This is a genomic window from Streptomyces diacarni (assembly GCF_003323715.1).
Taxonomy (GTDB): domain Bacteria; phylum Actinomycetota; class Actinomycetes; order Streptomycetales; family Streptomycetaceae; genus Streptomyces; species Streptomyces diacarni.
On sequence record NZ_QOIN01000019.1, the window covers coordinates 43,306 to 55,727 of the forward strand.

Genomic DNA, 12,422 nt, shown 5'->3' on the forward strand with positions numbered 1-12,422 from the left:
ACGCCGCGGCCCGTGGGGCGTACGCGGCGGGGCACCGGCGGCTCAGGGCTCGATCAGGCCGCACCGGATGGCGTAGCGGGTGAGCTCCAGACGGTCGCGCAGACCGAGCTTGTGCAGCAGGTTCGCCCGGTGCCGCTGCACCGTCTTGACGCTGATGAACAGCAGCGCGGCGATCTCCTTGGAGGAGTGCCCCTCCGCGACGAGCTTGAGGACCTCCTCCTCCCGCGCCGTGAGCACCTGGTCGGGCGATTCGTCGCCGCGGCGGACGTGTTCGAGGTAGGTGCGGATGAGCGCGGTCACGGCGCCCGGGTAGACGAACGGTTCGTCGCGCATCGCGGCACGGCAGGCGGCGACCAGGTCGCGGTCGGCGACCGACTTGAGGACGTAGCCCGAGGCTCCGGCCTTCAGCGCCTGGAAGAAGTACTGCTCGTTGTCGTGCATCGTCAGCATCAGCGTCCGCACGCCCGGCTTGAGCGCCGACAGCTCCCGCGCCGCCTGCAGCCCGGTCATCCGGGGCATGGCGACGTCGAGCACCGCGAGGTCGAACTCCTCGGTGCGCGCCAGAGCGAGGGCCTCGGCCCCGTCACCCGCCTCGGCCACGACCTTCAGGTCCGGCTCGCCGTCCAGGATCAGGCGCACGCCGCGGCGGACGAGGGTGTGGTCGTCGGCGAGGAGGATCCGGACCTGGTTGTCAGACATGGGCGGGGCGCTTTCCTGTGGTGGGGACGGTCAGCCGGATCCGGGTCCCGCCGCCAGGGGCGGGGGTGATGTCCAGGTGAGAGCCGATGAGCAGGGCACGCTCGCGCATTCCGCGGATGCCGGCGCCTTCCGTGGCCACGCCCATACCGCGGCCGTTGTCGGTGACGGAGAGGACGACCGTCTCGCCCGTGCGGTCCACGGCCACCTCGGCGCGGTCGGCTCCGGAGTGGCGGGCCACGTTGGTCAGACCCTCCTGGGCGATGCGGTAGAGGACCAGTTCCGTCTCCCAGTCCAGCGGCGGCAGGTCGGTGGCCAGACGGCGCTGTACGCCCAGCCCGGTGTGGGTGGCGAAGTCGCCGGCGAGAGAGGTCAGGGCGCTGACCAGACCGAGGTCCTCGAGGACCCCGGGGCGCAGCCTGCGTGCCAGCCGGCGGACCTCGTCCAGGCTGTCCCTCGTGGTCTCCTGGGCCAGCAGGAGGTCCTCGCGCAGCGGTTCGGGCGCGCGGTCCGCCGCCCGCTTGAGCTCCAGCAGCACGGCGGTCATGCTCTGGCCGACCTCGTCGTGGAGTTCCTGGGCGATCCGGCGCCGTTCGCTCTCCTGCGCCACGAGGGCGCGGGCGCTGCTGGTCGCACGCTCGCTCTCCAGCCGGTCGAGCATCGCGTTGAAGGTGCGGATCAGCTCGGCGATCCCGCCGGGTCCCGGAACGGGCAGCCGCTGTCCCGGCCGCAGCAGGTCGACGGTCGTCATCAGCCGCGTCAGCCGGTCCAGCGGGGCGAGTCCGACGCGCAGCAGCGCCGCGTTGGCGACCAGCATCACGGCCAGGCCGCCCAGCAGGATCAGCGCCTCGGTCAGCACCACGGGGACGGAGACGGTCACGGGGGCCCACAGCAGCAATGCCGTGGCGGTGCCGAGCACCACGGCATTGAGGGCGAAGATCCGCCAGAACAGGGACACCGGGCTCACGCCTCCTTCTTCGCGGGTACGGCACCCACTATCCGTCATCGCCGTGCGGGCACGGCGCACGCCCACCCGCCCGGAGTGCTCGACCGTTCGCCCCCGAAGCCCGCCGGACCTGCGCCGATGGCCCCGGCTCAGGGCCGCCGACGCGCCTGCCCTTCGACCCGGGCCGGTGCAGATGGGTCCTGATCCGCGGCGGATATGGGTGCCGCGCCCCATGGGACTTTCCGCCCGCATCGGTCACGGTGGAATGGCGGCACAGCAGTGCCGCAGCACCGACCGGGCGCCACGCCCCACCCGCAGACAAGGAACCGCCATGTCGTTCGAGACAGCCCGGCCCGCCGCTGCCGCACGGCTCACCACACAGGAGGCCGGCCAGCGCCTCGAACACGAGCGCAACGCACGCCTCACCCAGCTGAAGGCTCTCGACGCGGCCGGCTCCGACGCGGACGCCCACCTCGGCTCCGTGCAGAAGGAGGCCATCGAGCGCGTACTGGCGGAGATCGAAGCCGCTTTCGGAAGGGTGCACGCCGGCACCTACGGAACCTGCATGTCCTGCGCGAAGACCATTCCGGCTGAGCGTCTTGAGATCCTTCCCTACGTCCGTTTCTGCGTCGGCTGCCAGGGCCGTGTGAACTGACCGCTTCCCGGCCCTCCGCGCTCTGTCCTCCAGATGACTCTCCCGCCTTCCGATGACTCTCCCGCCCTGTCCAAGGGGTGACGTGGTGCACAACACATCCATCGACGACCGCAGGACCGCCCTGGGAGCGGACGACCTGGCGACGCTCGCCGCGAACCTGCGCGAGCAGCGGCTCTTCCGCCGCGAGCAGCTGCGCCGGCTCGCGGCGGCCCCCGCTCCCTGGAGAGGCCCGCGGCCCGGACGGCAGGTGGCGGCACAGGCCGAGGTCCGCCGCCAGCTCGCCGCCTGCGCCCGGATGGTTCTCGTCGACGTGGAGGCGGCGCTGCACCGGATGGAAGAGGGCTGCTACGGCACCTGCCACCTGTGCCGGCGTGCCATCGCGCTGGAACGCCTGATGATCGTGCCGCAGGCCCGTTACTGCGGCCGCTGCCAGCAGGTGAGGGGAGGGGACCGATGACCGCCTCGCACCGGGTACCGCCCACGGGACCCGGCAGTGTCTGGCCGCTGTGCCTGCGGTGCTCGGGTGTCGCCCTCGATCTGGGCAGCGCCCGTACCCGCGCGCTGGTGGCGGGACGCCAGCGCGTTCTCGACGTGCCCACGGTCGCTTTCCCCGGGACCTCGGCCAGCCGGCCCATCCAGCGGGGCACCATCGTGGACACGGCGGGAACGGCCCGGCTGCTCGACCGTATGCTCAGTCGCCGACTGCCCCGGTTCGGCCGGCCCCTGGTCGTGCTGACCGCTCCGGTGCTGGACGGGGTGGCCTACCGGAACGACGCGCGCACCGCGGTCGAGGTCCTGCGGCCGCGCACCGTGCTGACCATCCCCACCGCACGGGCCGTCGCGCTGGCCGCCGGAGCCGACCTGAGCCGCCCCCTGCTCGTCGTGGACATCGGTGCCCATCTCACCGAAGCGGTGCTGCTGGCCCGGGGAGCGGTGTTCGACGCCCGCCGCGCCGCGCTGGGCACCGGCGACCTCGACGGGACGACCACCGCGACCCAGTTGATCGACGCGGTGGCCACCATGGTCGGGGCGATGCGCGAGCAGGACGGCACCTCGAACGCCGCGGACGCGCTCGAGCGGGGTGTCGTGCTGGCCGGGGGCGGCGCACTGTCCCCCGGCATCACCCCGCGCCTTGCCGAGGGGCTGGGTGCCCGCGTCACGGCGGTCCCCGCACCGCACACCGCGGCCGTCCGCGGCGCCGCCACCCTGCTGCGCTCCGCCCGCAACCACCCCTCCCTCAGGGGCACCGCACCGCCGGCCACACCGGCGAACTGACGCCCGGCCGCGGGGCCGCGACGCCACGAGACCGCCGAGCCACCGCGGGCTCCCCGAGACCGTGAGCCGCAACGGCATCGGATCGCCGCGGCCCGGGGCGCGGGGCCGCCGACGCCGTGGCGGCCCCGCCCCGTCTCAGCGGAGCCCGTCGAGAAAGCACGCGCCGGTGACCAGCGCGCCGCCCAGCAGCAGCGCGAGCGTCGCGCGGGCCAGGACCCGGCGCCGGAGCTGGAGGTAGCGGGCGGTGTACTCCTCGCGCAGTTCGGCGCAGCGCTCGGTGAGGCCGTGCAGCACGCGGCGGGTGAGGGCCATCCGGTCCGCGGTGTAGAGGCGTACGACCTCCTCCCGCTGTCCGGCGGTGAGCCAGGGCATGCGCGCGGCGAAGGCCTCGGCCTGTGCCTCGGCTTCGCCGCGTTCGGCCTGGAGCAGCAGGTATCCCTCGATCCGGTTGATGTCCGCCGCGGTCTGCCGCGCGGTGGGGGCGGTGGCGCGCACCGGTCTCAGTCCCGGTCCTGGTCGCGGCCGAGCGGTGGTGCGACACCCGCGCCGGGTTCGACGGCGTCGCGGCGGCCTGCCCACTCCGCCTGGTCGAGTTGGGAGACCTCGGGGTGGTGGAAGTCGAAGGCGGGCGACTCGGAGCGTACGCGTGGCAGCGCCAGGAAGTTGTGGCGCGGGGGCGGACAGGAGGTGGCCCATTCGAGGGAGCGGCCGTAGCCCCACGGATCGTCGTGGTCCACGACGGGGGCGGTCCTGGCGGTCTTCCACACGTTGAACAGGAACGGCAGCGTCGAGGCGCCGAGCAGGAAGGCGCCGATGCTGGAGAGGGTGTTGAGCGCGGTGAACCCGTCGGCGTCCAGGTAGTCGGCGTACCGGCGGGGCATGCCTTCCGCGCCGAGCCAGTGCTGGACCAGGAAGGTCAGGTGGAATCCGACGAACAGAAGCCAGAAGTGGACCTTCCCCCAGTACTCGTCGAGCATTTTGCCCGTGAACTTCGGCCACCAGAAGTAGAAGCCGGCGAACATGGCGAAGACGACCGTGCCGAAGACGACGTAGTGGAAGTGCGCGACGACGAAGTAGGAGTCGGAGACGTGGAAGTCCATCGGCGGGGAGGCCAGCAGCACGCCCGTCAGCCCGCCGAACAGGAACGTCACCAGGAAGCCCGTGGTCCACAGCATGGGCGTCTCGAAGGACAGCGAACCCTTCCACATGGTGCCGATCCAGTTGAAGAACTTCACACCGGTCGGTACCGCGATGAGGAACGAGAGGAAGGAGAAGAACGGCAGTAGTACGCCCCCGGTGACGAACATGTGGTGGGCCCACACCGTCACCGACAGCCCGGCGATGGCGATGGTGGCCCCGATCAGTCCGACGTATCCGAACATCGGCTTGCGGGCGAAGACGGGGATGATCTCGGAGACGATGCCGAAGAAGGGCAGCGCGATGATGTAGACCTCGGGGTGCCCGAAGAACCAGAAGAGGTGCTGCCACAGCAGCGGCCCGCCGTTCTCGGCGCTGTAGACGTTCGCGCCGAACTTGCGGTCGGCCTCCAGCGCGAACAGCGCGGCGGCCAGCACGGGGAAGGCCATGAGCACCAGGACGCTGGTGAGCAGGACGTTCCAGGTGAAGATCGACATCCGGAACATGGTCAGCCCCGGGGCACGCATGCAGATGATGGTGGTCGCGAAGTTGACGGCGCCCAGGATCGTGCCGAAGCCGGAGAGCGCCAGGCCCATCACCCACAGATCGGCGCCCAAACCGGGGGAGCGGATGGCGTCGGAGAGCGGGGTGTAGGCGAACCAGCCGAAGTCGGCGGCGCCCTGCGGGGTGAGGAACCCGGCGATGGCGATGAGCCCGCCGAACAGGTACAGCCAGTAGGAGAGCATGTTCAGCCGGGGGAAGGCCACGTCGGGGGAGCCGATCTGCAACGGCATGATGGCGTTGGCGAATCCGGCGAACAGGGGCGTGGCGAAGAAGAGCATCATCACGGTGCCGTGCATCGTGAAAGCCTGGTTGTACTGCTCGTTGGAGAGCACCTGCGTGCCGGGGCGTGCGAGCTCCGCCCGCATCAACAGCGCCATCAACCCGCCCAGCAGGAAGAAGACGAACGCGCTGATCATGTACAGCGAGCCGATCTTCTTGTGGTCCGTCGTGGTGAGCCACGCGACCACGACGTTTCCGGGCTTCCGCTGCCGAGGCTCCCGAGGCGTGTGTGCCTCCGTCGCCTCCGTGTGTACTGCCACCTTCCGCCCTCTTCCCGTGTCCTGATGCCCGTTGCGGACTGTTCGCCGGGCGCGGCCGGAAGCGGGGGATTGAAGCGCGGCGCGTCGCCCTCGCACGTGGGGCGCGCCCAGCAGTGCTCGCGGGCAACTACAGCGTGTCCCGGCCTCCCGCGCGCTCATTCGGCCATTCGTGGGCGCGCAGGAGGCCGGGGGCGGATCAGCCGTCCACCGTGTGGCGGTCGGCCACGGTGAGCGCCTTGTCCAGGGCCTCCAGGCCCTCTCGCGCCTCGTCGGCGCTGATGGTGCACGGCGGTACGACGTGCAGACGGTGGTAGTTGGTCATCGGGATCATCCCGCCGGCCTTGCAGGCGGCGACGAGCTCCGTCATGGCGGCGCTCGTGCCCCCGTACGGGGCCAGCGGCTCCTTCGTCGCCCGGTCGCCGACCAGGTCCAGGGCCCAGAAGACGCCCATGCCCCGCACCTCGCCGACGCAGGGGTGGCGCTCAGCCAGCTCGCGCAGCCCCGGGCCCAGCACGGTCTCGCCGATCAGGTCCGCGTTCTCCACCACGCCCTCGTCCTTCATGACGTTGATCGTGGCGACGGCCGCCGCGGTGGCCAGCGGGTGGCCCGAGTACGTGAGCCCGCCGGGGAAGGGCCGTTCGGCGAAGGTGTCGGCGATCCGGTCGCCCAGCGCGACGCCGCCCAGCGGCACGTAGCCGGAGTTGACGCCCTTGGCGAAGGTCATCAGGTCGGGGACGACGCCGTCGCGTTCGATGGCGAACCACCGTCCTGTGCGCCCGAAACCGGCCATGACCTCGTCCGCGACGAAGACGATGCCGTACCGGTCGGCCAGCGCCCGCACGCCTGCCAGGTAGCCGGGCGGCGGCGGCATGATGCCCGCCGTACCCGGCACGGACTCCAGCACGATCGCGGCGAAGGAGTCGGGCCCCTCGAAGGCGATGACCTCTTCCAGGTGCCGCAGCGCCCGCTCGGTCTCCTCCTCGGGGCTGCTGGAGTGGAAGGGGGAGCGGTAGGGGAAGGGACCGAAGAAGTGGACGGTGCCGGCGGCCCCGTAGTCGTTGGGCCAGCGGCGCGGGTCCCCGGTGAGGTTGATGGCCGTGCTCGTGCCGCCGTGGTACGAGCGGTAGCCCGAGAGCACCTTGTAGCGCCCGGTGTGCAGGCGGGCCATGCGCACGGCGTGCTCGATGGCGTCGGCGCCGCCGTTGGTGAAGAACACCTTGTCGAGCGCGCCGGGGGTCAGCTCGCAGATCAGCCGGGCGGCCTCCGAGCGCTGGTCGTTGACGTGTTGCGGGGCGATGGTGCACAGCCGGTCGGCCTGCGCCTTGATGGCCTCGACCACCCGGGGGTGCTGGTGTCCGATGTTGGTGTTGACCAGCTGGCTGGAGAAGTCCAGATACCTGGTGCCCTCGCCGTCCCAGACATAGCTGCCGCGTGCCGCGGAGACGACCATGGGGTCGATCCGGGCCTGGGCCGACCAGGAGTGGAAGACGTGGGCGCGGTCGAGCTCGTACGCGCGTGCCGCGGCGGCGGTGTCGATGAGGGGTTCGGTCATGCGGGTGCTCTCTTTCCGCGGGTGCTCTCTTCCGCGAGAGGTGTCAGACGTTCTGCGGGAAGCCGAGGTCGATGCCGCCGTGGCTCGGGTCGAGCCAGCGCGAGGTGACGACCTTGCCGCGCGTGTAGAAGTGCACGCCCTCGGCACCGTGCGCGTGGGTGTCACCGAACAGGGAGCTCTTCCAGCCGCCGAAGGAGTAGTAGGCCATGGGCACCGGCACCGGCACGTTGATGCCCACCATGCCGACCTCGACCTCGTTTTGGAACCTGCGGGCCGCGCCGCCGTCGTTGGTGAAGATGGCGGTGCCGTTGCCGTACGGGTTGGCGTTGACCAGCTCCAGCGCCTCGTCGTAGGACTCGACGCGCAGCACCGAGAGCACCGGGCCGAAGATCTCGTCCGTGTAGACGGACATGTCCGGTGTCACGTGGTCGACGAGGGTCGGCCCGAGCCAGAAGCCCTCGGTGCCGCCGTCGGCCGTCACCTCGCGGCCGTCCACGACGAGGGTGGCGCCCTGCTCGGCACCGGCCTGGACGTAGGAGGCGACCTTGTCGCGGTGGGCGCCCGTGACGAGTGGGCCCATGTCGCAGCCCCGCCGCCCGTCGCCGGTCCGCAGCGCCGTGGCGCGCGCGGCGATCTTCGCCACCAGCTCGTCGGCGATGTTCCCGACGGCGACGAGGGCGCTGACGGCCATGCAGCGTTCACCGGCCGAGCCGAAGCCCGCGTTGACGGCGGCGTCGGCGGCCACGTCCAGGTCCGCGTCGGGCAGGACGACCATGTGGTTCTTCGCGCCGCCCAGCGCCTGGGCGCGCTTGCCCGCCGCGGTGCCGCGCTCGTAGACGTACCGGGCGATCGGGGTGGAGCCGACGAAGGAGACCGCCTTGATGTCCGGGTGGTCGCACAGCGCGTCCACGGCCGTCTTGTCGCCGTGGACGACGTTGAAGACGCCGTCGGGCAGCCCCGCCTCGGCCCACAGCGCCGCGAGCCAGTTGGCGGCAGACGGGTCCTTCTCGGACGGCTTGAGGATCACCGTGTTGCCCGTCGCGACGGCCACGGGGAAGAACCACATCGGGACCATGGCGGGGAAGTTGAACGGGCTGATGACCGCGACCGGGCCCAGCGGCTGCCGGATGGAGGCCACATCCACCTTCGTGGAGGCGTTCTCCGTCATCCCGCCCTTCATCAGGTGCGCGATGCCGCAGGCGAACTCCACGACCTCCAGACCGCGGGTGACCTCGCCCAGCGCGTCGTCGAGCACCTTGCCGTGCTCGGCGGTGATGATCCGGGCCAGCTCCCCCTTGCGGGCGTTGAGCAGCTCACGGAACGCGAAGAGCACCTGGGTGCGCTTCGCCAGCGAGGTGTCGCGCCAGGCCGGGAACGCCGCACGGGCCGCGGCGACCGCCGTCGCGACGTCGTCCTCGGTGGCCAGCGCCACGTTCTTGGTGGCCTCACCGGTCGCCGGGTCGAAGACCTCGCTCGTGCGGGTGGCGGCGGGCAGGAACTCCTCGCCGCCGACCCAGTGCGGAATCGTCGTGACAGTCGTGCTCATCCAGGACCTCCCAAGCCCGTGCGGCCGGGACTCTCCGCGGGCCGCACGGGCCACTATGGGCGCCGAGAGGGCTGCCGTTCTCCTGCACAGCGTAAGAAAGTGCGGACGTTCTTTTACACTGTGGCAATGCCTCTCTTCGTCCGTGACGTCCTCGCGCTGGAGCCGCTGCGCGCGGGCTTCCCGCAGGTCATCGCCGGTGCCGAGCACCTCTCTCGGCCGGTGCGGTGGGTGCACGTGAGCCAGCTCACCGATTTGACGGGGCTGCTGCGCGGTGGCGAGCTCGTGCTCACCACCGCGGAGGGACCCGCCGGGGCCCGGGACGAGCCGGGCCTGGCCGCCTACCTCGCCCGGCTGGACGCGGCGGGGGCGGCAGGAGTGGTGATCGAGGCCGTGGGCGCGGCGGGCGGCCACCTGGCCGGGTCGAGTGAGCGGCCGGAAAGCGGCGCGGGTCCCTCGCCGGGCGGCGGGAGCGGCGCGGACGGGGACGGCGGAGGCGGCGGGGACGGAGAGGACCGGGCGGCGGCCCTCGCGCGGGCCGCCGAAGGGCTGCGGTTCCCCGTGATCCTCCTGCGCCATGAGGTGCGCTTCGTGGACGTGACCGAGGCCGTGCACAGCCAGATCGTCAACGAGCACTACGAAGAGCTCAAGTTCGCCCAGCGGACGCACGAGGCGTTCACCACGCTGAGCCTCGAACACGCCGCGCTGGAGACGGTCGTGGGACGCGCCGCCGCGCTCTCGGGCACGGCCGTCGTCTTCGAGGACGTCGCCCACCGCGTGCTCGCCTCCACCCCGGGCCCCGGCGGCTCCACCGTCGATCTGCTGACGGGCTGGGAGAGGCGGTCCCGGCTGGTGCCCGAGCTGGACCGCACCGGTATCGGCGGCGGCGAGGACTGGCTGCACACACCCGTCGTCGTGCACCAGCGGGTGTGGGGCCGGCTCGTGATGCCGGACGCCCGGGGGACGGACGGCGGCCGGGCGCCCCGGGTGCGGATGGTCCTCGAACGGGCGGCCCAGGCGCTGTCGCTGCGCCTGATGGCCGAGCAGGACCAGGCCGACGTCGAGCGGAGGGCCCAGGGCGGGCTCCTCAACGACCTCGCCGAGGGCCGCGTCCCGGGAGAGCCGGAGGCACTGGCCCGCGCCGAGGCGGTCGGACTGCGCCCTGGCGCCCGCTACCTTCCGCTGGCGCTGCGCTTCGCCCACCCGCCGGCCGCCGACCCGCTCGACGTCCAGCGCCGCGACCGGCGCCATCTGGAGGCCGTCATCCGCGCCGCCAAGGCCGCCGGTATCTCCGCCCTGGTCACCGCGAACCACACCGGCGAGATCCGCGTGCTGTTCTCCTGCGCGGCACCGACACAGGAGGACCGGCTGCTGGAGCGCTTCGCCGGGCTACTGGACCAGCAGCTCCCCGGCTCGGGGCAGCACGGGGACGGACAGCACCGGCGCATCGGCGTGGGACACGGCGCCTCCTCGCTCGTGGCCGCCGCACGGCGGCTGCCGGAGGCCGCCCACATCGCGGAGGTCGCCGCCGGGATGGACGGCGCGGAGCGGCCCTTCCACCGCAGCGCGGACCTGCGGCTGCGGGGGCTGCTGTCCCTGCTGCGGGACAACCGGCACCTCCAGGCGTTCGCGGAGACGGAGCTGTACCGGATCCTGGAGGACGAGGCGCGCAACGGTCCGGGACTGCTCGGCCTGTTGCGCGACTACCTCGCGGTGAACGGCAACAAGAACGCCCTGGCGCGGCGCACCCGGCTCAGCAGGCCGACGCTGTACACCCGGATCGCCGCGATCGAGCGCCTGCTCGGCGTGGATCTGGAGGACCCCGAGTCGCGTGCCTGCCTTTACGTGGCCCTCCTCACCCGCGACCTGGTCGCTCCGCACACCCGCACGCCGTGAGCGGCACAAGGCCTGGCGAGGCCTTCGTACGGGCGTACGGGAGCTGTCGGAGCGCGGGCCGCGGGCAAGGAGGGTGTGGGCCGGCGGGGAGGGGAGGCGCGTGCCGGCGGGGTGCGAGGGTCAGACGCCGGCGACCGACCGTATCCAGGAGCGGTACTGGGTCACGTTGGTGTACGCCGTGGTGGTCTGCCGGTCGCTGGTGGAGGCGACACCGACCTGGGCGCCGCCCGCCATCATGGGGCCGCCCGAGTCGCCGCCCGCGGTGATGCCGTCACCGCGGCGGGCGCAGATCGCCGAGCCGTTGTAGGCGTCCCTGCATCCCCCGGTCACCACCACGTTCGCCACCTTGAGGTAGCGGGACTGGCAGTTGATCTCCTGACCGCACCGCGAGGTCGCACCCCAGCCGTAGACCTGCACCGTCTGGCCGACCGAGACGGTGCCCGGGTCGCCGAGCGTCGCGTAGGTCGTCGAGACGGACCGGTCGAGGCGGACCAGCGCCAGGTCGGCCGACGGGTGGGTGCTCACCTGCGTACCGTTCGCCGTGGTGCCGCCGCTCGTCTGGTCGAGGCTGCCGACGCGGAAGGACAGCGCGCCGCCGCTGACGCAGTGCTTGGCGGTGAGGATCCAGGTGGGGGCGATGATCGTCGAACTGCACGTCTGCCTGCCGCCCGAGAACAACCGCGCCGCCCACGGTCCGCTCTGTGCGTAGCCGCCGCCGATGATCGGCTGCTGCCCGTCCTGGAGATCGTGGGCCTTCGTCGCGACGGCGGCCCGCGCCCCCTCGTCGGCAGAGCGGTCCTCGGCCGCCGCGGCGGTTTGGAGGGTGAGAGCCGCGAGTAAGGCGGCTATGAGTGTGGGGAGTAGCCTGGTGATCCGCAAGATTCCTCGTTTCCGAAGACGCGCCTGTGTCCGGCGCGTGGAGGCCAGGGGAATACGGGCCCAGGATTCCGGAAACCGAGGGGACGCGGGTAATACCGTTTTCTCATAACGCCGCGTTATGGGCCGGGGCTTGGGTGCCGCGGCCACAGCGGTGCTTCCGGCCTCCGTCAGCGGGAGACGGGGCCATCGACGCAGGCGCGGATGAGGAGCACGGCACATGACCAGCCAGACCCGTACAGGACCGCCCCGTTTCGGAAGCGAACGCGCCATGCTGCGGGCTTTCCTCGACTACCACCGCGCGACCCTCGCCATGAAGTGCGAGGGGCTGACCGACGAGGAGCTGCGGCAGCGGTCGATGCCGCCGTCCACGCTGTCGCTGCTCGGTCTGGTGCGGCACATGGCCGAGGTGGAGCGTGCGTGGTTCCGCCGGGTGTTCGAGGACAACGGCGCGCCCATGGTCTGGTCCGAGGACACCGACTTCCAGGCGGCGTACGACGCGAGCGCGTCGACCAGAAGCGAGGCGTTGGCTGCCTGGGACGCGGAGGTGGCCGCCTCGCGCCGTATCGAGCGGGAGGCGCGGTCCCTGGATCAGTCCGGGTATCAGCCCAGATGGAGCGAGGAGGTGTGGCTGCGGATGGTGATGGTGCACGTGCTCTTGGAGTACGGCCGCCACAACGGACACGCGGACCTTCTGCGTGAGGGTGTCGACGGGACCGTCGGCGCCTGAGCCGCGGGGGAGG

Annotated in this window: 12 protein-coding genes; 5 read left to right on the top strand and 7 right to left on the bottom strand. The window is 71.9% G+C overall.

Annotated features, from left to right (window positions below; translation table 11 throughout):
* Window positions 1–42: 42 nt before the first annotated feature.
* Together DTL70_RS00300 and DTL70_RS00305 are read right to left on the bottom strand one after the other, a co-directional pair.
* Window positions 43–699 carry a response regulator gene (locus tag DTL70_RS00300; RefSeq protein ID WP_114019760.1) on the bottom strand — a complete coding sequence of 219 codons (657 nt, stop codon included), beginning with the start codon at window positions 697–699 and terminating at the stop codon, window positions 43–45.
* Complete coding sequence (locus DTL70_RS00305) at window positions 692–1,654, bottom strand: HAMP domain-containing sensor histidine kinase (RefSeq protein WP_114019761.1); 963 nt, start codon at window positions 1,652–1,654, stop codon at window positions 692–694. Before DTL70_RS00305 ends, DTL70_RS00300 begins: the two co-directional genes overlap by 8 nt.
* A gap of 319 nt (window positions 1,655–1,973) precedes the next feature.
* Here DTL70_RS00305 and DTL70_RS00310 point away from each other — a divergent pair, with 319 nt between their 5' ends.
* The 3 genes from DTL70_RS00310 (at window position 1,974) to DTL70_RS00320 (ending at window position 3,572) form a co-directional block, all read left to right on the top strand.
* Complete coding sequence (locus DTL70_RS00310; protein ID WP_114019762.1) at window positions 1,974–2,297, top strand: TraR/DksA C4-type zinc finger protein; 324 nt, start codon at window positions 1,974–1,976, stop codon at window positions 2,295–2,297.
* An 82-nt stretch (window positions 2,298–2,379) separates the two neighbouring features.
* A complete protein-coding gene (locus DTL70_RS00315; protein ID WP_114019763.1) occupies window positions 2,380–2,754 on the top strand; it encodes a TraR/DksA family transcriptional regulator in 375 nt (124 codons plus the stop codon).
* On the top strand, window positions 2,751–3,572 hold the full coding sequence (locus DTL70_RS00320) for a rod shape-determining protein (RefSeq protein WP_114019764.1): 822 nt from the start codon (window positions 2,751–2,753) through the stop codon (window positions 3,570–3,572). Before DTL70_RS00315 ends, DTL70_RS00320 begins: the two co-directional genes overlap by 4 nt.
* Before the next feature lie 135 nt (window positions 3,573–3,707).
* Here DTL70_RS00320 and DTL70_RS00325 read toward each other — a convergent pair whose 3' ends face one another.
* The 4 genes from DTL70_RS00325 to DTL70_RS00340 form a co-directional block, all read right to left on the bottom strand.
* Complete coding sequence (locus DTL70_RS00325; protein WP_245978858.1) at window positions 3,708–4,067, bottom strand: hypothetical protein; 360 nt, start codon at window positions 4,065–4,067, stop codon at window positions 3,708–3,710.
* Between the two features lie 5 nt (window positions 4,068–4,072).
* On the bottom strand, window positions 4,073–5,812 hold the full coding sequence (gene ctaD / locus DTL70_RS00330; RefSeq protein WP_114019765.1) for an aa3-type cytochrome oxidase subunit I: 1,740 nt from the start codon (window positions 5,810–5,812) through the stop codon (window positions 4,073–4,075).
* Window positions 5,813–6,008: 196 nt separating this feature from the next.
* On the bottom strand, window positions 6,009–7,364 hold the full coding sequence (locus DTL70_RS00335; RefSeq protein WP_114019766.1) for an aspartate aminotransferase family protein: 1,356 nt from the start codon (window positions 7,362–7,364) through the stop codon (window positions 6,009–6,011).
* 43 nt (window positions 7,365–7,407) lie between these two features.
* Window positions 7,408–8,910, bottom strand: a complete 1,503-nt coding sequence (locus DTL70_RS00340; protein WP_114019767.1) for a CoA-acylating methylmalonate-semialdehyde dehydrogenase — start codon at window positions 8,908–8,910, stop codon at window positions 7,408–7,410.
* A 126-nt stretch (window positions 8,911–9,036) separates the two neighbouring features.
* Here DTL70_RS00340 and DTL70_RS00345 point away from each other — a divergent pair, with 126 nt between their 5' ends.
* Complete coding sequence (locus DTL70_RS00345) at window positions 9,037–10,803, top strand: PucR family transcriptional regulator (RefSeq protein ID WP_114019768.1); 1,767 nt, start codon at window positions 9,037–9,039, stop codon at window positions 10,801–10,803.
* Window positions 10,804–10,923: 120 nt separating this feature from the next.
* On the opposite strand, the gene DTL70_RS00350 is transcribed toward DTL70_RS00345, so the two are convergent.
* Window positions 10,924–11,682: a S1 family peptidase gene (locus tag DTL70_RS00350; RefSeq protein WP_181860703.1), complete on the bottom strand. Its 759-nt coding sequence runs from the start codon at window positions 11,680–11,682 to the stop codon at window positions 10,924–10,926.
* A gap of 217 nt (window positions 11,683–11,899) precedes the next feature.
* Between DTL70_RS00350 and DTL70_RS00355 the strand changes: the two genes are divergently transcribed.
* A complete protein-coding gene (locus DTL70_RS00355) occupies window positions 11,900–12,409 on the top strand; it encodes a DinB family protein (RefSeq protein WP_114019769.1) in 510 nt (169 codons plus the stop codon).
* Window positions 12,410–12,422 lie beyond the last annotated feature (13 nt).

Bases quoted from the DNA above. Each gene is read 5' to 3' on its own strand.
- DTL70_RS00340 (WP_114019767.1), bottom strand. From the start codon at position 8,910: ATGAGCACGACTGTCACGACGATTCCGCACTGGGTCGGCGGCGAGGAG.
- DTL70_RS00300 (WP_114019760.1), bottom strand. From the start codon at position 699: ATGTCTGACAACCAGGTCCGGATCCTCCTCGCCGACGACCACACCCTC.
- DTL70_RS00335 (WP_114019766.1), bottom strand. From the start codon at position 7,364: ATGACCGAACCCCTCATCGACACCGCCGCCGCGGCACGCGCGTACGAG.
- DTL70_RS00320 (WP_114019764.1), top strand. From the start codon at position 2,751: ATGACCGCCTCGCACCGGGTACCGCCCACGGGACCCGGCAGTGTCTGG.
- DTL70_RS00310 (WP_114019762.1), top strand. From the start codon at position 1,974: ATGTCGTTCGAGACAGCCCGGCCCGCCGCTGCCGCACGGCTCACCACA.
- DTL70_RS00355 (WP_114019769.1), top strand. From the start codon at position 11,900: ATGACCAGCCAGACCCGTACAGGACCGCCCCGTTTCGGAAGCGAACGC.
- DTL70_RS00345 (WP_114019768.1), top strand. From the start codon at position 9,037: ATGCCTCTCTTCGTCCGTGACGTCCTCGCGCTGGAGCCGCTGCGCGCG.